General features: G+C 63.7%; 20 protein-coding genes and 1 pseudogene. 3 read left to right on the top strand and 18 right to left on the bottom strand.

The genetic code is table 11. From position 1 onward, the window contains the following. Nucleotides 1-8: 8 nt before the first annotated feature. The 7 genes from HGP13_RS16060 to HGP13_RS16030 all read right to left on the bottom strand — a co-directional run bounded on the left by HGP13_RS16060 (nt 9) and on the right by HGP13_RS16030 (nt 9,285). Nucleotides 9-416: a carboxymuconolactone decarboxylase family protein gene (locus HGP13_RS16060; RefSeq protein ID WP_172227131.1), complete on the bottom strand. Its 408-nt coding sequence runs from the start codon at nt 414-416 to the stop codon at nt 9-11. A gap of 326 nt (nt 417-742) precedes the next feature. Next, entirely contained in the window at nt 743-2,239 is a 1,497-nt protein-coding gene (locus tag HGP13_RS16055; protein WP_172227128.1) for a sugar ABC transporter ATP-binding protein, read from the bottom strand. Then, entirely contained in the window at nt 2,239-3,288 is a 1,050-nt protein-coding gene (locus HGP13_RS16050; protein WP_172227125.1) for a hypothetical protein, read from the bottom strand. The genes HGP13_RS16055 and HGP13_RS16050 overlap by 1 nt, the downstream gene beginning before the upstream one ends. Beyond that, the gene (locus HGP13_RS16045) at nt 3,285-5,408 is read right to left on the bottom strand and encodes an SMP-30/gluconolactonase/LRE family protein (RefSeq protein WP_172227122.1); all 2,124 of its coding nucleotides are present in this window, start codon (nt 5,406-5,408) and stop codon (nt 3,285-3,287) included. Before HGP13_RS16045 ends, HGP13_RS16050 begins: the two co-directional genes overlap by 4 nt. Before the next feature lie 75 nt (nt 5,409-5,483). Further along, a complete protein-coding gene (locus HGP13_RS16040) occupies nt 5,484-6,509 on the bottom strand; it encodes a sugar ABC transporter substrate-binding protein (protein WP_172227119.1) in 1,026 nt (341 codons plus the stop codon). An 87-nt stretch (nt 6,510-6,596) separates the two neighbouring features. After that, the gene (locus HGP13_RS16035) at nt 6,597-7,583 is read right to left on the bottom strand and encodes an ABC transporter permease (protein WP_140892781.1); all 987 of its coding nucleotides are present in this window, start codon (nt 7,581-7,583) and stop codon (nt 6,597-6,599) included. 268 nt (nt 7,584-7,851) lie between these two features. Then, a complete protein-coding gene (locus tag HGP13_RS16030; RefSeq protein WP_172227116.1) occupies nt 7,852-9,285 on the bottom strand; it encodes a DHA2 family efflux MFS transporter permease subunit in 1,434 nt (477 codons plus the stop codon). Between the two features lie 121 nt (nt 9,286-9,406). Between HGP13_RS16030 and HGP13_RS16025 the strand changes: the two genes are divergently transcribed. Both HGP13_RS16025 and hutH read left to right on the top strand, forming a co-directional pair. Then, the gene (locus HGP13_RS16025; RefSeq protein WP_172227113.1) at nt 9,407-10,408 is read left to right on the top strand and encodes an ornithine cyclodeaminase family protein; all 1,002 of its coding nucleotides are present in this window, start codon (nt 9,407-9,409) and stop codon (nt 10,406-10,408) included. Next, a complete protein-coding gene (hutH, locus tag HGP13_RS16020) occupies nt 10,405-11,913 on the top strand; it encodes a histidine ammonia-lyase (RefSeq protein ID WP_172227111.1) in 1,509 nt (502 codons plus the stop codon). The genes HGP13_RS16025 and hutH overlap by 4 nt, the downstream gene beginning before the upstream one ends. On the opposite strand, the gene HGP13_RS16015 is transcribed toward hutH, so the two are convergent. The 5 genes and pseudogenes from HGP13_RS16015 to HGP13_RS15995 form a co-directional block, all read right to left on the bottom strand. Continuing rightward, nucleotides 11,914-12,717, bottom strand: a complete 804-nt coding sequence (locus HGP13_RS16015; RefSeq protein ID WP_172227108.1) for a 3-methyl-2-oxobutanoate hydroxymethyltransferase — start codon at nt 12,715-12,717, stop codon at nt 11,914-11,916. A gap of 152 nt (nt 12,718-12,869) precedes the next feature. Continuing rightward, nucleotides 12,870-13,226 (bottom strand): annotated as a pseudogene (locus tag HGP13_RS16010) (Gfo/Idh/MocA family oxidoreductase); the annotation flags it as partial. Between the two features lie 95 nt (nt 13,227-13,321). Next, the gene (locus tag HGP13_RS16005; RefSeq protein ID WP_172227105.1) at nt 13,322-13,762 is read right to left on the bottom strand and encodes a DUF126 domain-containing protein; all 441 of its coding nucleotides are present in this window, start codon (nt 13,760-13,762) and stop codon (nt 13,322-13,324) included. Continuing rightward, complete coding sequence (locus HGP13_RS16000) at nt 13,759-15,009, bottom strand: aconitase X (protein ID WP_172227101.1); 1,251 nt, start codon at nt 15,007-15,009, stop codon at nt 13,759-13,761. The genes HGP13_RS16005 and HGP13_RS16000 overlap by 4 nt, the downstream gene beginning before the upstream one ends. Beyond that, nucleotides 14,999-15,970: a LysR family transcriptional regulator gene (locus tag HGP13_RS15995; protein ID WP_172227098.1), complete on the bottom strand. Its 972-nt coding sequence runs from the start codon at nt 15,968-15,970 to the stop codon at nt 14,999-15,001. Before HGP13_RS15995 ends, HGP13_RS16000 begins: the two co-directional genes overlap by 11 nt. 93 nt (nt 15,971-16,063) lie before the next feature. Between HGP13_RS15995 and HGP13_RS15990 the strand changes: the two genes are divergently transcribed. Continuing rightward, the gene (locus tag HGP13_RS15990) at nt 16,064-17,008 is read left to right on the top strand and encodes a DMT family transporter (RefSeq protein ID WP_172227095.1); all 945 of its coding nucleotides are present in this window, start codon (nt 16,064-16,066) and stop codon (nt 17,006-17,008) included. Nucleotides 17,009-17,016: 8 nt separating this feature from the next. Here the strand turns inward: HGP13_RS15990 and HGP13_RS15985 are convergent, their stop codons facing one another. The 6 genes from HGP13_RS15985 to HGP13_RS15960 all read right to left on the bottom strand — a co-directional run bounded on the left by HGP13_RS15985 (nt 17,017) and on the right by HGP13_RS15960 (nt 22,933). Further along, entirely contained in the window at nt 17,017-18,084 is a 1,068-nt protein-coding gene (locus HGP13_RS15985; protein ID WP_172227091.1) for an ABC transporter ATP-binding protein, read from the bottom strand. Then, nucleotides 18,084-18,872 (bottom strand): ABC transporter permease, encoded by a 789-nt coding sequence (locus HGP13_RS15980; RefSeq protein WP_172227088.1) that lies wholly within the window; start codon nt 18,870-18,872, stop codon nt 18,084-18,086. Before HGP13_RS15980 ends, HGP13_RS15985 begins: the two co-directional genes overlap by 1 nt. Then, nucleotides 18,872-19,741 carry an ABC transporter permease gene (locus HGP13_RS15975; RefSeq protein ID WP_172227085.1) on the bottom strand — a complete coding sequence of 290 codons (870 nt, stop codon included), beginning with the start codon at nt 19,739-19,741 and terminating at the stop codon, nt 18,872-18,874. The genes HGP13_RS15980 and HGP13_RS15975 overlap by 1 nt, the downstream gene beginning before the upstream one ends. A gap of 68 nt (nt 19,742-19,809) precedes the next feature. Further along, on the bottom strand, nt 19,810-20,871 hold the full coding sequence (locus HGP13_RS15970; RefSeq protein ID WP_172227082.1) for an ABC transporter substrate-binding protein: 1,062 nt from the start codon (nt 20,869-20,871) through the stop codon (nt 19,810-19,812). Nucleotides 20,872-20,909: 38 nt separating this feature from the next. Next, nucleotides 20,910-21,893, bottom strand: a complete 984-nt coding sequence (locus HGP13_RS15965) for a PfkB family carbohydrate kinase (RefSeq protein WP_172227079.1) — start codon at nt 21,891-21,893, stop codon at nt 20,910-20,912. After that, nucleotides 21,890-22,933, bottom strand: a complete 1,044-nt coding sequence (locus HGP13_RS15960; protein WP_172227076.1) for an ADP-ribosylglycohydrolase family protein — start codon at nt 22,931-22,933, stop codon at nt 21,890-21,892. The genes HGP13_RS15965 and HGP13_RS15960 overlap by 4 nt, the downstream gene beginning before the upstream one ends. Nucleotide 22,934 lies beyond the last annotated feature (1 nt).

The raw sequence follows: 22,934 nt of genomic DNA, 5'->3' as shown, positions 1-22,934 counted from the left end.
GCTGCTCCTTATTTCACCTCGAATTGCGGATCGACCGGAATCTGCATCGCCGTCACCAGATGGTTGGTCTGGCCGGCGAGCCCGATGATCGACACCAGCTCGCCGTGCTGCGCATCGGTCATACCCTTGGCCCGTGCCGCCGCCGTATGCGAATGGACGCAGTAGGAGCAGCCATTGGCGGTCGACACGGCGATGTAGATCATCTCCTTGGTCAACGGATCGATGGCGCTATCGGCAACCATCACCACCTTGAGCTGCTCCCACACCCGCTTCAATGACGCCGGATCATTGGCCAGCCCACGCCAGAAATTGTTGACGAAATCGGATTTACGCGTCGCGCGGATGTCGTCGAACACGGTCTTAACGGCCGGGATCTTTTCGACCTCAGCATCGCTCAGGAGTTTTGTGGTGGCCATGGTGTTTCCTTTCGTATGAATTTGAATCAGGTCATGAGCAATTGCGGTCAATCGTCTTGGATGATTCAGTTTTTGCAGGTCGGCGCCCCAATTTCGTCATCCTCGGGCGAAGCAGGAGCGAAGCGACGTCGCGGAGACCCTAGGATCCATTCCGAGACCTCAGCCATAGAGCGGAGCGGAGCAGAATTCTGCACCGTAGCAGCGCTTCTGAGTCCCGGCATGGATCCTCGGGTCTGCCCTGCGTCGCTACGCTCCTTGCTCCGCCCGTGGATGACGAAGGGACAGGCGTCTCGGCCAATTGTCGACGTACGCACCGGCCAGCACCCCTAATGCACCGCCGCGTACATGATCTTTTCCTCCGTCGCCTCCGCTGGTGAGAACTCTTCCACAATGCGCCCCTGGCGGCAGACGAGAATCCGGTCCGACAGGTTCATGATCTCCGGCAGGTAGGACGAGATGACGACGACGGCCAATCCCTCGTCGGCCAGCCGGTTGATGATCTGATGGATCTCGGCGATCGCGCCGACATCGACGCCGCGCGTCGGCTCGTCGAAGATGACGATGCGCGGCTGCTGCACCAGCCCCTTGCCGATCACAACCTTCTGCTGGTTGCCGCCGGAGAGCTCGACCACGCGGGCATTGTCGTTGATCGCCTTGATGTTCAGCGTCTTCGTCCATTCGGCTGACAGCGTGCGCATCTCTTGCTGGTTAATCACCCAGGCCTTTTCGCGGCCCGCCGCCAGCAGCCCGCCGAACAAGTTTTCGGCGATGCCCATCGTCTCGAAAATGCCTTCGCTCTTGCGATCCTCGGTGACGTAGACGATGCCGTCGGCGACCGCTTCGCTCGGCACGAGATAGCGCACCGGTTTGTCGTCCAGTTCGATCGCGCCACCGTGCAAAAAGTCGCGTTTGTAGATGCCGGAGACAATCTTGAAGGTCTCGGTGCGGCCCGAGCCGATCAGCCCGAACACACCGGTGATCTGGCCCTCGAAGATCGAGAAGGAGTTGTTGCGCACGACATTGCTCATCGAAATGTCCTGCACCGACAGCACCTTCTTGCCCGCCTTGCGCAGCTTGGCCTCGTCGCGCTGGCGATAGATCTGCCCCGACAGTGTGCGCCCGACCATGGCGGCAACGATCTTGTCGCGGTCGAAGGCCGACGTGTCGTCGGTGATTACCAGTTCGCCATCGCGCAAAATGGTGATGCGGTCGGCGATGGCAAGCGCCTCTTCCAGCGCGTGGCTGATAAAGACGATCGACACGCCGCTCGCCTTCAGCCGGCGGATCAGCGCGAAGAAGTGGCGCTTCTCCTCCGGCGTCAGCGTTGCCGTCGGCTCGTCGAAGATGATGATCTCGGCATTGTGGTGCACCGCGCGCGCGATCTCGACCATCTGCCGCTTGGCGGCACCCAGCGTTGCCACCATGGCGTTCGGATCGACCGGGAAATTCAGCGACTGCAGGAATTGCTGTGCTGAAATATACGTGCCGCGCAGCCGGTTGAGGAATTTTTCGGTACCGAGATAGAGGTTCTGCGCCACCGTCATCGACGGCACCAGGCTGGTCTCTTGGAACACCATGGCAATGCCGGCCTCGAGTGCCGCATGCGGCGAGGCGTAGGCGATCTCCTGCCCCTTGTGGAACATCTTGCCCGACGTGGCGTCGACGACACCGGCGATGATCTTGGTCAAGGTCGACTTGCCGGCGCCATTCTCGCCGAGCAGCGCATGGATTTCGCCCTTGCGCAATTCGAAGCTGACATTCTTTACAGCGGGTACGCCACGATAATTCTTGGTGACATTCTCTAGGCGAACGATCGGTTCCATCAGAAACCTCCCGTATCGACGGCCAGCACACAGTCGCCGCCCCTGGAAGCGATGAACAGCCGGCCGTCCTTCTCCGCCACACTGCAGATGCCGTGGCGCGTGCCGTTGGCGCGGCTGTGCAGGCTGAATTGCGGCTGCATTTTTGGATCGAGCCTAACCACCAGCCCATAGGAGCGGCTCGGCGACCACGGCTTGTGGATGCCCATGGTGCGGATGCCGCCGCATTGCAGCGGTTCGAGGAAACTGCGGCTGGATGCCAGCGCCGGCGCGATCCAGTAGGCTGGGGGCACCTGGTCGATCATGTCCTGCCGGTAGTGCGTCTCCTGCAGCACGAATTCGATCAGCCGGTTGCGCGGCGCGAACAGCGCCAACCAGGCGCCACCATCGGTGGACGGCGACAGCCGCGCGGGGTAACCAGGCAGATGCGTCAACACAGTCGAGCGGTTGCCGGTCGCGCCATCGAAACGGATGAGCTGATGGCGCCAGCTCTCGCTCACCAGCACATCCCTACCGACGGGATGAAGCCCATAGGGAAAAGCGATATCGCCGGCCAGCTTGCGGAACTCGCCGCCTGCTGGGTCACGCTTCCAAAGCGAACCGGAGACGCCCTTCTTCATCAAATCGGCGGCCCATCGCGACGCCGCATGCTCGGCCGAGCCGTTGGCCAGCCACAGCGTGCCGTCCTCGGCATAGGCAAGCGCGGTGATACAGCGAACTTCGACCGGCAACGAAAACTCCTTGCCGCCAATCAGCAGCTTGCCGCTTTCCAGCCCAACCGTGAGCTCGCCCAACGGCGACAGAGCCAGTGCCGTGATCAGAGACGGAAAGGTCTCGACAACCTTGGGCTCGGCTCCGGCGGCAAGCGAATAGATGGCGTTGCCGCTGGAGGCGAGCAGCCGGTCACCGTCGGCCAGCAGATTGTCCGGCTCGCTCAACTCCGCGAAAGCCGGCGCATCATCCAGCCGCGTGTTGGGCCGGAAAGCGCCGTCGAGCGGCGGGATTGTCACCGCCTTGCCGCGAAACATATCCAGGATCGGATCGAGGATCATGGCTTTGCTCCCCAATAGGAAGCCGAGCTGGTCCAGTTCGGGTCGGCGCCCGAAATCTTGTAGCGGCCGATGCGGTTGTTGAGGATGCCGCCGACGAACAGATATCCCTTGTGCTCGCGCATCGAGGTCACCATGGGATGTGCGCCGCCGCTGAGGTCGCCCATCGCCTCGACGATGCCGCCCGTCTCGTTGAATTTCACCACGCCGCCGGTGTTGATGTTGGGAAACAGCCATTCGTCCTGCGGCAGCCGGCGCGTCATGCGCTTGCGCATGTCGGGATGGCGCAGCGACAGGTCGAAGCTCGGCGTGCGCATGCCGAGCCACGCCATCCAGTAATTGCCGTCGGACGCGCGGTTGATGTTGTCGGGATAGCCCGGCATGTCGCGGATGACGCATTCGGCGGTGCCGGCTTTCGGCCCCTCCAGCCAGTAGCGGTGCACGCGGCAGGCCCAGCTCTCGGCGAAGAACAGCGACTTGCCGTCATGCGCCATGCACACACCATTGGTGTAGCGGTAGCCGTCGAGCAGCGTCTTCGTAGACCCGTCCCTCAGGTCATAGACCAGCAGCCGGCCTGTGGCGCGGTTCTCGATCGAATCCAGCGCCCAGTCATGCGCATCATAGCGCTTCGTAGAGTCGGTAAAATAGATGCGGCCATCCGGTGCGATGTCGCAGTCATTGGGATCGCGCAGCCGCGCATCGTCGACGATCGAGGTCCAGGAGCGCGATGTCTCGGCGGACAGGCGTTTGACCTCCCGATCAGGCGAGACGGAATAGAGCCCCATGGCACCGACACAGCTGATCAGATTGCCTGATTTGTCGAAGGCCAGGCCCAGCGGAAAACCGCCGATGTGGGCAAACACTTCCGACTTCACATAGTCGGGCGCGAAGAAGCGGACGATCTCGCCATGGCGCGTGCCGCAATAGAGGTTATCGTCGCGGTCGAGGATGACGTCTTCCGGCCCTTCCAGTTCGCCAAGCCCGATATGGTCGGCCGCCGACAACCGGTTGTCGAGCGCGTAAGGCGTGCCGGAGCCTGGAACGGCCGACTGCGTCTCGCCCATCTTGAGATACACCGGCGCGACATAGACTTCATTGAGCACCTTGTGGCGGTTCTTCAGCCAGCGGATGTCGATGGTCACCGCGACCGCCAGCATGATGCCGAGCACCATCTGGTTGGTACCGGTGCCGTAGCCAAGCCGGATCAGCCCATTGGTCATGGTCAGCACGATGATGGCGCCCATCAACCCCTTGATCACCGAGCCGCGCCCGCCGCCGAGGCTGACACCGCCGACCACCGCCGCCGTCAGCGCCATGATTTCGAGGTTGAGGCCGGTGCCCGGCCCTGCCCCGCTCAGCCGGCAAGCGATGAGGAAGCCGCCGATTGAGGCGCAGAATCCGGAGAAGACATAGGTCATGAACACGGTGCGGCGCACGCGGATGCCGGCATTGTGCGCCGATCGCCGGGAGCCGCCGACCGCCAGCACATGCCATCCCGGCCGCGAGCGCGTCAGCGCGATATGGGTGATGATGGCAAGGATGGTCGCCAGCCAGACCGAAACGGAGAGCCCCCAGAAAGTGCTGTCGCCGATGAAGTCGAGCACGTCCGAAGTGGCCTGGGAAAGCTGCACGTCAGCCGCATAGGTGGTGACCAGGATGTCGAACAGCGCCCGGCCGAAAATGAAGGTCACCAGCGTGGTGAGAAAGGCGCGCAGCCGCAGATACCCCACGAGATAGCCGTTGATGGCGCCGAAGACGAGACCGGTGGCGAGCGAAGCGGCCAGCGCCAGCCAGATCGACTGTTCGAGAATGAAGAAGACATAGACGGCGGAGAAACAGGACAGTGCGAAGATCGAGCCGACCGAGAGATCGATGCCGCCGCCCAGCATCACCACCGTCATGCCGGTGACGACCATCGAGAATTCGCCGAGCTGGCGGGTCGATTCCTGCAGCGCGTTCAGCTTGAAGAAGCCCGGAATGACCGAGCCGAAGGTCGCCAATGTCACCACCAGCGCCAGGAATGGAATGGCGTTGTCGGTCCAGCGTTTGGTCAGGATCTCGCCGACCAGATGGTCGGGCACGAGATTGTAGCGCCAGGACTGGAGGCGTTCGCGAAAGGACATTGGCTGCCGCTGCTCAAGAGAAAGAGGTGGCCGAACTGATCCGGCCACCTCGTGGTGTCTATTCGACGGCGCGGCTTACTTCGCCGCTGCTTCGGCCTGCAGCGCCTTCAAATCCCAGCAGCTGTCGGGCTTGAGGTCGGCTTTGGTCGTCGCCTTCTCCAGCGTGTAGATATAGGTGTGCGAGGTGCCGGCCGGCTGGCCGCTCTGCAGCAGGAACTTGATGATGGCGTTCATGTCGCCCGACTGGCGGGCAAGATCGGTCATTACAACAGCGCCATAAGTGCCGTCGGCCAACTTGTCGCAATCGGCCGCCTTCTCGCCGCCGCCGGTGGTGACCAGGAACACCTTGCCGTCGAGCTTGGCGTCACGGATCGCGGCCGATGCGCCGGTGGCGTCACCATCCCAGAAATCGATGATCGAGCAGATGTCCGGATTCTGCTGCAGCATCGTCGTCGTCACATTGCGCGAGGTCGTCGCATCCCAGTTGGAGTCGGGCTTCGCCACCACCTTGAAGTCGGGATGCTTGTCCAGCACCTTCATGATGCCGGCATACTGATAGAGACTGGAGGAGTTCGCCTGATCGCCCTGCACCAGGCCGATCTTCTTCGACGAGTTTTCACCGCAACCCTTGATCGCCGCTTCGGCCTCGAGCTGGCCAAGCCGGTCCCAGTCGCTGCCGACGAAGGCATCGGCCGGGAAGTTGGCGGGATTGTCGACCAGTATGACGTAGGTGCCGGCGGCCTGCGCCTTCTTCATCAGCTTGGAATAGGAGTTCAGATCCGGCGCGTGGATGATCAGCACGTCAGGCCTGGTGTCCGACGAGATCGCGTCGGTGATCGCCTGCGCACCGGCATCGACGACCCAGTTCGGATCGCGCGTTTCGAACGTACCGCCCCAGGCGTCGACTTCCTTCTTCAGGTAATGCGCCCAGCCCTGCGCCAGGTCGAAGCCCATCGCCAGCGGCACCAGCATGACGCGCTTGCCCTTGAGCGCCTGCGCGTAAGCCGCCGGGCCGGGATCGTCGGCGGCGAAGGTCGGCGCCACGAAGGCGGTAACGGCGAGCGCCGTTGCGGCGGCTATAAGTGTCTTGATCAGTCTCATGTCACGTCCTCTGGTTCGGTTTTCATTGCCGGCCGATCGTCGCGATCGCGCCGGGTACCCCGAGCAAGATGGGCTAGCCCATCTGCCCTAAATGTCGCCCTGTTGCGCAGTCTGTTCGTCACGCGGATTGATGATGCCGTCGACGATGATAGCGCCGAGCAGAATCGCCGCCTTGATCAGGTTCTGGTAGAGCAGCGGAATGTCGATGATGGTCATGGCGTTGAGCAGGATGCCGATCAGCGCCGCCCCGACCAGCACATTGCGCACCCCGCCTCGCCCGCCCGACAAGCCGATGCCGCCGATCACGGCCACCAGCACGATGTCGTAGAGCAGCGTCGAATTGACGATGCGGGTGTTGATCGAATGCAGGCTGGCTGCCGTCAGCAGGCCGGCGATCAGCGCCACGAAAGCGGAGAGCACATAGCGCAGCACCAGCATCGGCCGCACCGGAATGCCGATGTTGCGCGCCGCGACCGGGTTGTCGCCGGCGAAATAGATGTAGCGGCCCCATTTTGTGTAGCGCAGGAACAGGAAGAACAGGAAGGCAAGCCCGGCGAAAACGAACACTTCGATCGGAATGTCGAGGAAGCGCAGGCCGCCGAGCAATTCGACCCAGTGGCCCTGCGGCACCGGCACCGCGTCCTGCGTGATCAATTGTGAGCGCACATAGCCGAAGACGAAAGAGCCGGTCGCCAGCGTCACGAAGATCGCCGGCACATCGGCATAGGCGACGAGAAAGCCGTTGAGCAGGCCGATGGCGAGCACGCCGGCCAGCACATAGGCGAAGGCCAGCCCATCCGAGGTCCCGGTGTTGAGCAATTGCAGATACCAGGCGACCGACATCGCCATAATCGCCACCGCCGACAGGTCGATGCCGCGCCCGATGATGACGACAGCCATGCCGAGCGCCAATATGCCCAGCACCGACACCGAACGGACGATGGCGACGAGGTTGTTGGGGTCGATAAAACCCGGCAGGCCTATGGCCGCGGCAACGAACAGCACCACCGCGATGGCAAAGACAATGCCTTCCTGATTCAGGCTCCTGAGATTTAGCCAGCCAATCGCGTTCATGTCTGCATTTGCCCCGATGGCAGCGCTGCCATCCCGAACGCAGAGCTAATCGCCTCGGCGTCGTTTCGTCAAATGAATCCGCGTTCAGAACGACGCTTCTTGCCGAGATTCGTCGAGTGGACGCATCGATTGCCGAAACTGGCGCAATGCTTGGAAACTGCTGCATTTTTGGCAATCAATTGCGCCATCACAGCACTTCGCGAAAGTGTTGCATCAAGGCGAAAGGATGAGGCGGAACTTATGTCCGCCAAGGCCGAAAAATTCGACTTCAGTTCCCCGGCGTATGACCGGAAACCTCTGCCCCAGCAGCGGACGGCAACACCAGAAAACGCAGCGCCGCCACCAGCCCGATGGCCCCGATGACGAGAAAGGCGATTCGAAAATCCATGAGGTCGAGTGCCGGCTTGGCTCTCACGATCTGCGACAGATTGAGGATCGCCGCCGCCACGGCAACGCCGAACAGCATCGCCACCTGCTGCAGCATCGAGGATAACGTCGCCGCCGAACTGCGCTGCGCCGCATCGATATCGGCGAAGGCCAGCGTGTTGAGCGCGGTGAACTGCATCGAGCGCGACAGGCCGGCTATCAGCATCAGCGCCACCACCAGCGCCTGCGGCGTCTGCGGCGAGATCGCCCCGCAAGCCATGATCGACGTCGAGGCGATGATGCCGTTGACCACCATCACCGGGCGGAAGCCGAAACGCCGCAGCGTTGGCGTCGTCACCGTCTTCATGCCGAGATTGCCGAGGAAATAGGCCAGGATCATCAAGCCGGCATCGACGGGCGAGAGGCCGAAGCCGACCTGGAACAGAAGCGGCAGCAGGAAAGGCGTGGCGTTGATTGCCACCCGGAAGATCGTTCCGGCGGCAAGCGTCGAGATGGCGAAGGTCAGCACCCTGAACGAAGAGAGATCTAGCAGCGGGTGCGGAGCGCGCCGGAGATGCCGCACCGCCAGCCAGCCGATGACGATGCCGGCGGCGATCAGCAGCACCGTCGGCGGCACGCCATCCTCCGGATGCGCGATGCGCTCGAGGCCGTAGAGCAGGCAGGCGAGCCCGAGCGAGGTCAGCACGAAACCTGGCCAGTCCAATGGCTTGGGGTCGGCGTCGCGGTCGCCAGGGATGAACCGGGCGATCAGCGCCAATCCGACCACGCCTAGCGGGATGTTGATGAAGAAGTTCCAGTGCCAGGACAGATAGGTGGTGATGAAGCCGCCGAGCACCGGCCCCACCACAGGCGCGAACAGCGCCGGCCAGGTGATCAGCGCGGTGGCGTTGAGCAGCTCGGATTTTGAGGCATTGCGCAGGACGAGAATGCGGCCGACCGGCGTCATCAGCGCGCTGCCCAGCCCCTGCACGGCGCGAGCGGCGACGAATTCGGTCAAATTCCCGGAGAAGCCGCAGGCGAGGGAGGCTAGCGTGAACAGCGCGATCGCGGTGAGAAAGATGTTGCGTGCGCCGAACCGGTCGGCGAGCCAGCCCGAAAGCGGCACGAACACCGCCATGGTCAGCATGTAGACGGTGATGCCGATGCTCATCGCCACTGCCGGCACGCCGAAGGATTCCCCCATTTGCGGCAACGAGGTCGAGATGATTGTCGAATCCAGCAGTTGCATGAAGAAGGCGATGGCGACGATCAGCGCCACGCGCCGCGCATTGGTGGCCGTTTCTGCTAAGGCTTCAGTCTCGGGAATGGCAGTCATGACGGTAGCGGTTTGAACAGCATTTGGCCGGCTGCGTCCAGACACAGCGCAACAAACTTTCGTGTCGCGCCGCGGCCTGCTATGGGATGGGCGGGGCGACCGAGGAAAGTGCGCGCGTAAAATGAAGCCCATCTACATCGACTATCTCAATGCCCTCGACATCGAAGCGCTAGATATGACCGATGGCGAAATCATCGCCGCCGTCGAGGCTGGTCTCGTCGCCCAGGGCAAGGGCCAGGCGGTGATCGAGCCGCGCGTCCATCTCGAACCGGATCCGTCCTTCCATGGTCATTTCAATGTCCTGCGCGGCTATGTGGCGCCGCTCGACACGGCGGGCGTGAAGATCGTCGGCGACTATGTCGACAACTATCTGCATGGCCTGCCCTCGGAATTCGGCATCCTCAATTTGTTCGATCCGCGCACCGGCACGCCGCGCGCCATTCTCGACGCCACCGTCATCACCGACATGCGCACCGGCGCCGTCACCGCCATCGGCGCCAAACACCTGGCGCGCAAGAATTCGAAGGTGCTGGCCCATATCGGCGCGCGCGGCACCGCCTACTGGAATGTGCGCCTGCTCGACCACCTGTTCGACTTCGATGAGATCCGCGTCCATTCGCGCCGCCCGGAAAGTCGCGACGGCTTTGCCGCCAAGCTTTCGGCCGATCTCGGCAAGACAGTGACGGCCGTCGCCGACTGGAAGAGCTGCATCGAAGGCGCCGACATCGTCGTCGAGGCCTCGCGGCTGCCGGAACCGCAGCCATTGTTGAAGACCGAATGGATCAAGCCCGGCGCACTGGTCGTGCCCTATGGCACGATAAGCGCGGTGGAGCTGTCGCTGACTGACATCATGCAGAAAATGGTGGTCGACGACTGGGGCCAATGCAAGGGCGGCAAGTTCGGTTCGCTGCGCGCCCATGTCGAGACAGGACGGCTGAGCGAAAAGACGCTGCATGCCGAGCTCGGCCAGATCGCCGCCAGTCTCAAGCCAGGACGGCAGAGTGACGACGAGACCATCCTGTTCTGGCATCGCGGCCTCTCGCTGTCCGACATTGCGTTGGGCAAGGCGATGCTGGCCAAGGCAGGCGAAAAAGGCATCGGCCAGAGGCTGCGTTTCGCATGAGCGCGCTCGTCCTCACAGGAACCGGCGTCAGCGTCGGCGATGTCGCCAGCGTCGCCCGCAAAGCCCGCAAGGTGGAGATCGGACCCGATGTCGTCGCCAAGCTGGAAAAGGCGCGCAAAGTGCTCGACCAGGCTGCCGCCTCCGGCCAGCAGATCTATGGCCTGAACACCGGCCTCGGTGCCAATCTCGGCACCTCCGTTGAAGGCGACGCCAGCGCCTTCCAGCGCCAATTGCTGGAGGGCCGCAGCGGTGCGGTCGGCGAAGCGCTGCCGGTCGAGGCGGTGCGCGCAACCATGCTCGCCCGCCTGGCGATGCTGTCGGCCGGCGGCTCCGGCCTTTCGCCCGCCGTCTTTGTCGCTCTGGTCGATGCGCTCAATGCCGGCGTCCATCCGGTCATGCCCTCGCTCGGCTCGATCGGTGCCGGCGACCTCGTGCTGATGACGGCGCTTGCCCGTGTCCTGATCGGCGAAGGCGAAGCCGACTATCAGGGTCGGCGCATGCCTGCGGCCAAGGCGCTGATGATGGCCCGCCTCGCACCCATCAGCCTGGCGCCCAAGGATGGGCTGTCGCTGATCAACGCCTCGGCGGTCTCCGCCGGCAGTGGCGCGCTTTGCGTTACGGATGCGCTGTCGGCGCTGGCCCAGCAGCAGCAGGCCGGCGCGCTGACGATGGAAGGTTATGGCGCCAACCGCACCATCCTCGATCCGCGCCTGCAGATGGCGCGGCCGGCCGCCGGACAGCAGGAGGCGGCGAAAGCCTTGCACGACCTTCTAGCCCGCGACGAGATGCCGGCGCCCACCACCTTGCAGGACCCGCTGTCGATCCGCTGCATGCCGTCGATCCATGGCGCGCTGATCGAGGCGATCGGCCAGGCGAAGCGCGCCGTCGAGATCGAGCTCAATGCCGCCGCCGACAACCCGCTGGTGCTGGGCGATGACGAACTGGTGCTGTCGACCGGCAATTTCCACACGGCCGCACTGTCGCTTGCCTTCGAGACGCTCGGCCTGGCGATCGCGCAATGCGCCGCCGCGAGCGTCGCCCGCTTCATCCAGCTCAGCGGCTCGGGCCGCAACGGCCTGACCAGATATCTCTCGCCCATCGGCGGCGCGTCGGCCGGTTTCGTGCCGCTGCAGAAGACGGCGACATCGATCCTGGCCGCCATCCGCCACAAGGCTAATCCGGTGATGCTCGATTTTCTGCCGGTTTCGGAAGGCGTCGAGGATCACGCGACCCAGTCCCCCCTCGCCGTCGCGAAATGCGCCGGAATGATCGCGCTGTGGAGGCGGCTGATCGCCTTCGAGCTGATGGCGGCGGCCCAGGCGGTCGACCTGCGTGATGGATTGACGCTGGCGCCGCGCACCGGTGCGATCTATGCGGCCGTGCGCGCGCACGTATCGATGCTCAAAGAGGACAGGTCGCTGGGGGCCGACGCCGAGGTGCTCCACGCCATGCTCGCCGATGGAACATGGCAAGGCGCTGCGGCGGTCGGCAAAGAACCCGACTAATCAGCTCTTTGCGTCCACCTTTTTCATGAACAGGCTGAGCTCGGCCGGGTCCATGTGCACGATATGCCTGTCCTCGGGATAGGCGCCGCTGTTGACGTCGGCGACATACTCGGAAAATGCCGCTACCCGCTCGGCCTGCAGCCGGTCATATTCGGCGGCGAAGTTGCGGTAGACCTTGGAGTGGCGAGGCATGTGGCCCCGGTTCTGGCCAAGAATGTCGTCGGCGAACAGATATTGCGCGTCGCAGCCGGTGCCCGCCCCCATCGACAGCATGATCAGCGAGGTGCGCTCCGAGATCGCCTTGGCCACCTCGACCGGCACGACCTCGATCTCGGCGCCGACGGCGCCCGCCGCCTCCAGTTGCTTCACCGCCTCGAAAACCTGGATGGCGGCGTCGGCGGTCTTGCCGACCGCCTTGAAGCCGCCGGTCCAGGTGGCGCGCGATGGAATGAGGCCGACATGGCCGATGACGGGAATAGCGTCGTCGGCCATGCGCTTGATCGTGGCGTAGCCGGCGCTGCAATAGACCGCGTCGGCGCTGGCTCTGTAGAGCCGGAAGGCCCAGCGGACAAAATCATCCGCCGTGCCTACCTCGAAGAAATTCTCGCCCGGCATGGTGAACAGGCTGGGCGCCGCGTCGCGGTACTGGGGGTTGAGCACCAGTTCGGGTGGCACCGAGACGATGTCGACCCCTGCCCGTTCGGCGGCCTCCGCCTCGTCCAGGTTGAGCACGCGCAGCATGGTCAGCTGGCGCTTGCCCTTCATCGCGCGCAGATCGGCCACGGTCGGTCTCTTTCGGCTCATTAAAACGTCCCCTCTGTGATGCTGGATCGGTTGCCACGCGTCAGATCCGGATCATCACCTTACCGGCCTCGATCTTGGCCGGATAGGTCGCGAGATTGACGCATGAACTCGCCGACGCCACGGAAAGTCAGCCCCGCATCCGCATCCGCATCTTCCTCGACCGAAAGCGCCAGCGGCTTCTGCGCCAGGATCGCCTTGATGTGTCGCTGCTTCAGCGCGTGGCGGATCAGTGCCGGCTGCTGGTCCGGCGGGAACGCCAGATCGACGATCTCGATCTGACTGTCCTCGATCAGTTGTTTCGGCGTGTCGTGAACGGTCGCAATGGCCCAGCGTTTCGCCACCTTCTCGGCGCTGGCCTTCGTCCGCGAGGCGATCGCCACCACCGGAAAACCGGCCTGCGCGTAGGCGGCAAGACGGCATTCGGCCATGATCATGCCGGCGCCGATGCAACCGATGCGGTATTCCCGGGTGCGAACCGTCACATCCGGTTCGAAATCCATGCCTGCCATCCATTCCTCCCTGGAGGACAGCATATAGCGCCGTGGCTTACCGATCAGCCAAGGCACGCACCATCATTTCCCATCAGAAGCGGACTACGGTTGCTTCAAACCTTGCGGATGATCGCCTTGCCATCCCTGCCGACACCGATCGAGATACGATCGCCGGAAACAAATCCGGCAATGTAGCACACGACCAGCGGCATGCGGATCTCGTATAGAAACTCGGCCACGATCGCCCCCACCGCCAGGATCGGGTCCGGCCGTTCCATCAGGATGCCGGCCGGCGCGGTGCCCCTGCGGATCGCTTCAGCCAGAACCGAGGACGAGGAGGACGACCCCCGCCCGCTCGGCATGACCAGGATCTTGCCGGTGACATTCTGGCCGAGGCCCGGATGCGAGTGGTCAATAATCTCACCGGTCTCGGCATCGATACCACCCCAAAAGCTGAGCGGCTGCGAGAACACCAGAGCCAGGCCATCGGCCTCGCCGGCAAGTTGGAAAGTGCCTGACTGTTCGACGGCTCCCGTTGCAACCGGCTGCGTCATGAGGCGCTCCGCACGACATGCCCGGCCGCCGCGGAACGGATGCAATCCTTCATCTCGGCGAAGGCGACGATCACGCCGATATTGCCCGGTGCGTAATGTGCCCACTTGCCGGAATTGGTCATCACCACGCCGTCGAGCCGCTCGAGGATGGAGGTGACATAGGTGCAGGTGTCGGCGACAGGGATTAGGCCGTAAGCCTCCATGCCGGCTAGCGCGCCCTCCTCCTGCAGCCGCGTCAGCGTCGCGCGACCGGTGTTGACGTAGATCGGGATGCCCCGGCCAGGGGCTGTCTCGCGCAGCAGCGGCAACAGGCGCATCCATTCCTCATGCGAGAAATGCGGCGTGCCCAGTGAGACCGCCGAGAGAAGCGCGCCGTCAGGCACCATCGACAGCCTTGCAAGCGCATGATCGAGATCGGCACGGGTGATGCGGATTGTCTCTTCCGGCACCTGGCCGTGGAACGCCTCATCGAGGGTCCTGGCTTCCGGCGTGATGCCGACAGCATGGAACAGCGCCACGGCACCCGTCGTCGCGGCCGCCGCGCCCAGCGCCTTCAACTGGTCCTCGTCGCGTGGCTGCGGCAGGCCTGCGATCACTGGAACACGGTCGCCGCTGGTTTGCCCGATGATCAGCCCGACACCGACGAACAGGCTGTCGCTTGGTTCGGCCTCAGCTATGTCCAGGCCGAACAGGGTGCGGCCACGCCGGTTTTCGCTGAGATGCAAGCCCCAGGCCGGCGCCCGCCCGGTCATGGCGCAGCACAAATCGATGAAATCGCCATAGCGGTTGGTACGCGCGCCGATCACCGAATTGGCGAAGACGATAGCGTTGGATTCGCCCCAGGCGATCTGTTGCCCGAAACTGGGCCGAAAACGCGTCTGATACGGCGCGCAAGTGAAGGTCGCCTGGCAGCCGAGCTCCATATGCGCCTTCATCAGCCGCCGCGCCGGCGCCTCTTCCGCCGCCGGCATTTTCACCATGCCGGGATGGATCAGGTCGAACGAGCCGACATTAAGCGTCGTCGGCACCTGCACGCGCCCGCCGCCCTCGACCAGCCTTTCGACGAAATCGAGACCGGCCCTGCCATGGTAGAGGCAGCCATCGATGTGAGCGCCTGATATATCGAGCAGACTGGCTGCGCCGATGGCGTTGGAAAAGGCGACGAGGATCTTCATCGCGGCGGCCGCGGACGGGCCTTGCCCGCCGTCGAGCATGGATCGGTCCTGTGCGGTCAGCTCAAGCGTCATCGTCAGCCCCCCATTGAGCATTCCGGGATTGCAGTCCGCTTGGCAAGCCGGAGGACGACTCGGACATCAGGCCTGCAGTCCCGAAGTGATCGATAAAAGCCCTGAGAAGACCGAGTCGCGCCAGCGGTTTCGGAAAATACAGGAAGAAACCAGGACGGCCTGCGCTATAGGTCGGCAAGACTTCCACAAGATCCCCTCGCCTCACATCCTCCGCAACACCCTCGCGCAACGACCAGCCGATACCCAAGCCTTGCTTGGCTGCCTCCACGATCGTGCGCAGATCGTTCAGCACAAGCCGCCCGGTCACATCGACTGACACTTCGACCCCATCCACCAGAAAGCGCCACTCGGCGATGCGCCCCGAAGAAATTTGCCGGTGCCGGATGCAGCGGTGTGACAGCAGATCGCTTGGCTTCGTGGGTTTCCCGTGCCGGTTCAAATAGTCGGGCGAGGCAATATAGGCTCCCTGCTGGGGCGGCGTCAGCCGCCGTGCGATCATTTCGTTTTGAAGGTGGTCGCCGAGCCGAATCCCGGCGTGAAAGCCCCGCGACACGATATCGACCAGCCCCTCGTCTATCGAAAGATCCAGTTCTACACCGGCATGGGCGGCTTCGAACGCAGCCAGTCGGGGAGCGATGATCAATTGCCACGCCCGGTAAGGCAGCGTGATGCGCAATTGCCCCGATCGGGCCTTGCCAACCTCCCGCGTGGTATCCAGCGCGTCTTCGATTGCGCCGACCAGATGACGCGTGCTGAGGAAAAGCGCCCGGCCGGCATCGGTCATCGTGACGGACCGGGTGCTGCGAGTGAAAAGCGCGGTGCCGAGCCGGTCTTCGAAAGCCTTGAGCTGCAGCGAGACCGCCGGCGGATTGACGCCGAGCATGCGCGCCGCCGCTCGCAACGATCCATGCTCGGCGATGGCCAGGAAGGTCTGGAGGCCAGGCAGTTCTACCCGCGCCATTGATTAAAAAACCCAATCATTTTGATACAATAATAGCGTCTAGGCGAATTTATCAACCGTGGCGAGACTGCGGATTGTCCCTGGAGGCAGTCGATGACCACCCAATCGAACGAACGCGCTTTGCCGGTCACCGGTGTGATTGTCATTCTCATGACCGTGTTTGCGATGGCCTTGACCGACGCCTTTGTGAAGTTCTCCAGTGCCAATCTCACGCTCTGGCAGATCTATGTCCTGCGCTCCGTCATCGCGACACCGGTCCTACTGCTGCTCACACGCGGTGCCGTCTGGCCAGTTGCGCTCGGTTGGGTAGCACTGCGCAGTGTCGCGCTCCTGCTGATGTATCTCGCGATCTACGCCGCGATCCCGGTTCTTGATCTTTCGGTCATCGCCGCCTCGCTCTACACCGCGCCCTTGTTCATCGTGCTGTTGTCGTCGCTCATGCTCGGCGAGCGGATCGCAAGGTATCAATGGGCAGGCATCGCGTTGGGACTTGCCGGTGTGCTGTTGATCGTGCGCCCAACAGCCGTCGCCTTTTCTCCGCTGCCTTTGATACCCGTTGCCGCCGCGTTCCTCTATGCGATTGCGGCGATCGTCACGCGCGCAAAATGCGCGCGGGAAACGCCCATGACGATGGCCCTGTGGCTAAACATAACGCTGCTGGCGGCCGGGACCATTGCAAGCCTTGTTATTGGCTTTGCCGGGCCTCTGCCCGCCTATCCCTTTCTGTTCGGACGCTGGGCCGCCATGGGCATACAGGAGTGGCAAACCATCGCCATCCTTGCAGCCTTGATCGTCAGCGTGAGCATCGGGTTGGCCCGAGCCTACCAGTCACCGAAACCTCAGATTGTCGCGACATTCGACTACGCCTATCTGATCTTCGCGGCATTCTGGGGCTATGTGTTCTTTGGCGAGGTCCCCAACCTGACAACGATTGCCGGAATGGCGTTGATCGCGTTGGCTGGCGTCATGGTGCTGTGCGCTGTATCCTCGGCAAGTTCGGCCGGACAAGCCGGACCAGTCAGGCCTGTCAACGAGTGACGTTGGCCTTAATTGGCAGCGATCAACACCGTACTGTCCGGCGACCAGCGCAGCACCACATCCTGCCCTTCAGCCAGCCTGTCGGCACCGGTGTTCTGCACGATGACCTTCAGCGTCTGGCCGGCACGCTCGACAAAATACGTGCTGTTGTTGCCGGCGAAGATGCGCTTGGAGACCTGGCCCTTGAGCACGTTGGCATTGGCGGCATCCGGAACCCCGGCATCTGTGGCGATCCGGATGCGCTCCGGCCGCACGGCACAGCTCGCCTTGGCGCCGGCGGCAAGCGTCGCGCCCACGCCGGCAACGATCGCGGTGCCATCGGGCAGCCGGATGCCATTACCCGTCGAGTCGCCGCGAAAGATGTTGGCGTCGCCGAGGAAGGTGGCGGCGAATTCGCTCTTCGGCCGGTCGTAGATTTCCTCCGGCGGCCCTTCCTGCACCAGCCGGCCATCGCGCAAGATGCCGATGCGGTCGCTCATAGTCAGCGCTTCTTCCTGGTCGTGGGTGACGAAGATGGTGGTGATGCCGATCTCGCGCTGGATGCGCTTGAGTTCGATCTGCATGTCGACGCGCAGTGCCTTGTCGAGTGCGCCGAGCGGCTCGTCGAGCAACAGCACGCGCGGCTTGGTGACGATGGCGCGGGCAAGCGCCACGCGCTGACGCTGGCCGCCGGAGAGCTGGTGCGGACGGCGGACGCCGAGCTTGCCCAACTGCACGAGGTCGAGCGCGCGCTGCACTTCCATCGCAATCACCGCCTTGGCCTCGCCGCGCACCGACAGGCCGAAGGCGACATTGTCGGCGACGCTCATATTTGGAAACAGCGCATAGTTCTGGAACACCATGCCGATGCGCCGCTTCTCGACCGGCACCCGTTCGACGCTCTCGCCGCCGATGGCGATGCGACCGCTGTCGGGAAAGTCGAAGCCGGCGATCTGGCGCAGCAGCGTGGTCTTGCCGCTGCCCGAGGGCCCGAGCAGCGCATAGAAGCCGCCATCGGCGAAATCGATGGAAACATCGTCCAGCGCCTTGTGCGCGCCAAAGCTGCGCGAGACGTTGGATACCTGCACACCGGCCATTATTTCTCTCCGCCGAATTTGAAGAAGCGCGCCGTCAGCAGCATCAGCGCCATCGACACGACAATGATGATGGTCGAGACCGCATTGATCTCGGGCGTGAAACCCTTGCGGATCGCGGCGTAGATTTCGACCGGCAATGTCGTCTGTCCAGGCGTTGCCAGGAAGTACGAGACGACGAACTGGTCGAACGACACGGCGAAGGCAAACAGCCCGCCGGCGATCACACCCGGCATGATCCACGGCAGCGTGACGCGCACTGTGACCTGCCACTGGTTGGCGCCGAGCGAGCGCGCCGCTTCTTCCAACTCGGGCGCAAAAGTCTGCAGCCGCGCCGAGACGACGACGATGACATAGGGCAGCGCCAGCGCGACATGGCCGAGCAGGATGGCGAACAGGCCGCGCCCGATGCCGACGCCGAAGAAGAAGATCAGCATCGCCGTGCCGGTGATCAGCCACGGAATGGCGATCGGCGGGAACAGCAGTGCCTGCAGCACTTTCTTGCCTGGGAATTCATAGCGATAAAGCGCCAGCGACGCCGCCGAGCCGAGCACCACGCTGATGATGGTGGTGATGGCGGCGATCTCGAGGCTGTTCCAGGTGGCTGCGATTAGCTGGTCGTTCTGCCACAGCGACGCGTACCATTCCGTCGTCCACTCGAACGGCAGCTGGTAGAAGGGCGAGACGTTGAACGACATCAGCGCCATGATGATGATCGGCAGATAGAGGAAGGCGAGCAGCAGTCCGATATAGAGGCGGCCAAGTCCTTCCAGGATGCGCGTCGTCATCATCACGCAGCCCTCCGCAGCACCGGCGAGGCAATCGCCAGGATGACCAGCACGACAGCCAGCAGGACGAAGGACAGCGCCGCACCCAGCGGCCAGTTGAAGACGGCAACGAATTGGTCCTCGATCACCGTGCCGTAGAAGGTGCCGGTGCGGCCGCCGAGGATGCGCGGCTCCATGAAGGAACCGACGACGGGAACGAAGATCAGCGCCGCCCCCGCCACCAGGCCAGGCATCGACAGCGGGATGATCACCCGCTTCAGCACCTGCAGCCGCGACGCGCCGAGCGAGCGCCCGGCCTCGATCAGCGAGTCGTCGATCGCTTGCAAAGTGAGATAACAGGTCAGCACCATGTAGGGCACGTAAGAGTGCACCAGCCCGATGATGACGGCGGGATAGGAATACATGAGATCGATGTTGATCTTGACCGGCAGCACCGCATTGAGCGCCGTATCGAGAATGCCGCCCTCGCGCAGCACCATTGCCCAGGAGAAGATGCGCACCAGCCCGTTCGACCAGAACGGCAGGATGACGAGGAGAAAAATCGCTTCGCGGCTGCGCCCCTTCAGCACCTTGGCCAGTACGTAAGCGGCGGGATAGCCGATGACGATGCACCACAAAGTCACTTCGAGGCCGAGGCGCAGCGAGGCGAGCAGCAGTGTCAGATAGAGGCTCTGCGAGAAGAAGGCGGCGTAGTTGCCAAGCGTGAACGCCCACGGCTTTCCCGACAGTGGCAGCTCGGTCATGAACGAGAAGAAGACCATGGCCGACAGCGGCAGGAAGATCGCCACCGTCAGCCAGAGATAGGCCGGTGCCAGCAGCGGCAGCGCCGATCTCAACCCGCTGCGCGATGCGGTAGCGCTCTGTGCTGCCATGCCACCCTTCCTCCCCAGGATTGAAGGACCAGCCGGCGCGAACCGCCGGCTGGTGCGGACGCGAACTTTTACTTCACGTCGACCTTGAGCTGCTGCCAGAGCGCCAGATAGGCCTCGCGCTGGGCGTCGGTGACCGGCGCTTGGAACTGGATGCGCTTGGCGACCTCGGGATCACCCATCACCTTGCGGTTGAAGGCATCCTCCGGCAGCGCGTCCACCGCCTTGGTGTTGGCCGAGACCGGCGCGCCGACCTTGGTGACCCATTCGACATAGAATTTCGGGTCGATCATCCAGTTGATGAAGGCTTGCGCACCCTCGACATTCTTGGAACCGGCCGGAATGGAAAAGGCATCGAGCCAGGCGACGGCGCCTTCCTGCGGAATGACCAGCGAAACCGGCAGCTTGAAGTGGGTCTTGGCGCGGTCGGCCGAGCCGCTCCAGTAGGTGCCGATGTCGATCTGGTTGGAGGCGACCATCTGGTTCCAGTCGTTCTCCGAGCTCCAGAAGGTCTTGATCTGCGGCATCAGCGAGGTCAGCTTCGTCTTGACCGCATCCATATCCTTGATGTCGTTGATGTTCTGGCCGGTGGCGATGGCACCGAACTGCACCGCCTCGACGGCGTCGTCGCGGATGACGACGCGGCCCTTGTGGGCGGGATCCCACATTTCCGCGATCGACGTCGGCGGCTTGTCGAAGGACTTTTCGTTGATGGCGAGCGCCGTCAGACCCCACACCCACGGCACACCATAGACCTTGCCGTCATGGTCGAGCATCGGCGAGCCGGCCTTGTCCTTGCTGATGTCGGCATAGTTCGGCAGTTTCGAGGTATCGATCGGCTGGATCAGCTTTTCCGCCATCGCCTGGTCGTTGAAGGCGGCGTTGATCATGACGACGTCATAGAGGCCGGGATTGGTCCGGATCTTGGTCAGCATTTCCTGTTCGGAATTGAAGAAGTCGTTGACGACCTTGTTGCCGGTCGCTTTCTCGAAGGCCTCGACGGCCCAGGGCTCGTCGGCGCCGTAGCCTTTCCAGTTGAGCACATGCACTTCAGCGGCACTGGCGGCCAGCGTGAGCGCGGTGGTGAAGACGGCGGTCGCCGTCAGCAGAGCAGTCAGTCTTGGCATGCGCATGTTGGTTCCTCTCTCTGTTTGCCCGCTTCCCGGGCTTGTCAGGCTGTCTGATGGGCCTTCTGGTTCTGGCCCGGCGTGCCGGTCGAAGGACCATTGGCCTGGCTCAGGAAAGTCTGGATTTCGGCATCGGTCGGCGCCGATGAACCGCCATGGCGGGTGACCGAAATGGACGCCGCCGCATTGGCGTAGCGCGCCGCCTCGAAGGGTGGCGCGCCGCGCGCCAGCGCGCTGACGAAAGCGCCGATATGGGTATCGCCGGCGCCGTTGGTGTCGATGGCGTCGACCTTGAACCCGGCGATGGTCTGCGCCGTGCCGTCGGCCAGCCTGATATGGCAGCCCTTAGCGGCGCTGCGGATGACGACACCGGCCGCCTGCGGGCAATGGTCGGCAAGCAGCCGCGCCGCGAGGGTCTCGACATCGCCAGGGCCGGCGATCTCGGCGGCTTCCGTCGTGTTGCAGCTCAGCCATGTGGTGCGGGCGAGCACCCGCGATAGGATCGGGCGTGGAATGTCTGAAATGACCGGCGTCGGGTCGAAGACAAAGGGAATGTCTTCCGGCAGCGCCTCGATCCAGTCGGTAAGCGCATCGCGGCTGCCCGGATAGCTCAGCGTATAGCCCGAGGTGAACACCCAATCGCCCGGCGCCACCGATACCGGCGCCATCATGTCGAGGCTGAGCACGCTTTCAGCACCTGGCCACGACACGAAAGTGCGTTCGGCATCGCTCGAGATCATGGCAACGCAATTGCCGCTGTCCATCACAGGCGATGGCGGCGTCAGCGTTTCGATGCCCTCGGCGGCGAAGGCAGCGCGCAGGAAATCACCGTTCGGCCCGCTGCCGAGCTGGCCGCCAAACACCACTGTCATGCCGGTTCGGGTGGCCGCGACCATCATGTTGAAGCCGCCGCCGGCGACCTGGGCAAAGCTCGATGCCGTCTTCTCGGTGCCCGGCGCCGGCAAGGCGTCGATGCGGTAGACATAGTCGACCACCGCGCTACCGATATGAACGAGACGCCCGCTCATGCTGCAGCGTCCTTGCCGGAACCGGTTTTTGGCGTAAGGCCTTTGGACGTCCGCGCCTCAACCAGGTCAGCGGCCAGCGCGCGAACCTGTGCCATGTCGATACCCCTGAGGCCGGTGACGCGATCCCCAGGCAACTGCGAAAGCCCGGCGCACGCGCCGGCCATGCCGGCCGCGATGGCGCCGATCGTGTCGGTGTCGCCACCGAGATTGGCGCTGATGACCGCTGCATGCCATGGGTCGCCGCCGGCGACTTCCAGCACCGCGAAGGCCGCCGGAACCGATTCCTGGCTGGCGACGCCGGTGCCGACCAGATCGGTGATCAGCCGGATCGCGTCCCTCATCACATTGCCGCGCACCAGGTCCCGCGCCCAGACGATACGCGCGGCGATGTCGCCGCCGGTCACCCAACGGCCAAGCGTCGCCCCTCGTCTGGCAGCAGCGACAGCAGTGTCGGAGGCGGCGCGCCAGTCGCCGCCGGCAACACCGCAGCTGACGGCGGCAGCGACCGCTGCGGCCGACGCTATGGCGATCGAGGTGTTGTGCGTCGCCCGGCAGGTCTCGGCCACCTTGGCGACGAATGCATCGAGCGGCTCCAGCGGCATCATGATGCCGACCGGCGCGATGCGCATGGCCGCTCCATTGGTGTCGCCGCTGCGTCCCGCCTCCTCCGCCGGCACGCCATTGTTGATGGCATCGATGGCACGCTTGGTCGATGGCCCCAGGAGATCGTAGCTGCCGCGCGCCTTGACCTCGCGCTCCCAGTCGAGCAGCGCGTTGACCCAGCGCGCATGGTCGAAACGCTCGCCGGACTCAACCAGGATGCGGCCGAGCAGCAGCGCCTGTTCGGTATCATCGGTAATGGTGCCGGCCGCGAGCCCCTTCGACACCGGATGGTCGGCGAAGGGCGCGATGAAATCCTCGACATGGCCGTAGAGCTCTGCAATCCGGGCCGGCGACAAAAGCTGCGTCGGCATGCCGAGCGCGTCTCCCAGCGCTCCGCCGACAAGCGCGCCCATGGCGCGATCAAGCGTGTCCGGCATC

It is taken from the genome of Mesorhizobium sp. NZP2077 (assembly GCF_013170805.1).
In the GTDB taxonomy this organism is placed as follows: domain Bacteria; phylum Pseudomonadota; class Alphaproteobacteria; order Rhizobiales; family Rhizobiaceae; genus Mesorhizobium.
This window is presented reverse-complemented; position numbering and strand designations above follow the sequence as displayed.

Coding starts and splice junctions, on each gene's coding strand:
- HGP13_RS16055 (WP_172227128.1), bottom strand. CDS start 2,239: ATGGAACCGATCGTTCGCCTAGAGAATGTCACCAAGAATTATCGTGGC.
- HGP13_RS16050 (WP_172227125.1), bottom strand. CDS start 3,288: ATGATCCTCGATCCGATCCTGGATATGTTTCGCGGCAAGGCGGTGACA.
- HGP13_RS15980 (WP_172227088.1), bottom strand. CDS start 18,872: ATGATGACGACGCGCATCCTGGAAGGACTTGGCCGCCTCTATATCGGA.
- HGP13_RS16000 (WP_172227101.1), bottom strand. CDS start 15,009: ATGACGCTTGAGCTGACCGCACAGGACCGATCCATGCTCGACGGCGGG.
- HGP13_RS15990 (WP_172227095.1), top strand. CDS start 16,064: ATGACCACCCAATCGAACGAACGCGCTTTGCCGGTCACCGGTGTGATT.
- HGP13_RS15995 (WP_172227098.1), bottom strand. CDS start 15,970: ATGGCGCGGGTAGAACTGCCTGGCCTCCAGACCTTCCTGGCCATCGCC.
- HGP13_RS15965 (WP_172227079.1), bottom strand. CDS start 21,893: ATGAGCGGGCGTCTCGTTCATATCGGTAGCGCGGTGGTCGACTATGTC.
- HGP13_RS16045 (WP_172227122.1), bottom strand. CDS start 5,408: ATGTCCTTTCGCGAACGCCTCCAGTCCTGGCGCTACAATCTCGTGCCC.
- HGP13_RS15960 (WP_172227076.1), bottom strand. CDS start 22,933: ATGCCGGACACGCTTGATCGCGCCATGGGCGCGCTTGTCGGCGGAGCG.
- HGP13_RS15970 (WP_172227082.1), bottom strand. CDS start 20,871: ATGCGCATGCCAAGACTGACTGCTCTGCTGACGGCGACCGCCGTCTTC.
- HGP13_RS16025 (WP_172227113.1), top strand. CDS start 9,407: ATGAAGCCCATCTACATCGACTATCTCAATGCCCTCGACATCGAAGCG.
- HGP13_RS16005 (WP_172227105.1), bottom strand. CDS start 13,762: ATGACGCAGCCGGTTGCAACGGGAGCCGTCGAACAGTCAGGCACTTTC.
- hutH (WP_172227111.1), top strand. CDS start 10,405: ATGAGCGCGCTCGTCCTCACAGGAACCGGCGTCAGCGTCGGCGATGTC.
- HGP13_RS15975 (WP_172227085.1), bottom strand. CDS start 19,741: ATGGCAGCACAGAGCGCTACCGCATCGCGCAGCGGGTTGAGATCGGCG.
- HGP13_RS16030 (WP_172227116.1), bottom strand. CDS start 9,285: ATGACTGCCATTCCCGAGACTGAAGCCTTAGCAGAAACGGCCACCAAT.
- HGP13_RS16060 (WP_172227131.1), bottom strand. CDS start 416: ATGGCCACCACAAAACTCCTGAGCGATGCTGAGGTCGAAAAGATCCCG.
- HGP13_RS16040 (WP_172227119.1), bottom strand. CDS start 6,509: ATGAGACTGATCAAGACACTTATAGCCGCCGCAACGGCGCTCGCCGTT.
- HGP13_RS16015 (WP_172227108.1), bottom strand. CDS start 12,717: ATGAGCCGAAAGAGACCGACCGTGGCCGATCTGCGCGCGATGAAGGGC.
- HGP13_RS15985 (WP_172227091.1), bottom strand. CDS start 18,084: ATGGCCGGTGTGCAGGTATCCAACGTCTCGCGCAGCTTTGGCGCGCAC.
- HGP13_RS16035 (WP_140892781.1), bottom strand. CDS start 7,583: ATGAACGCGATTGGCTGGCTAAATCTCAGGAGCCTGAATCAGGAAGGC.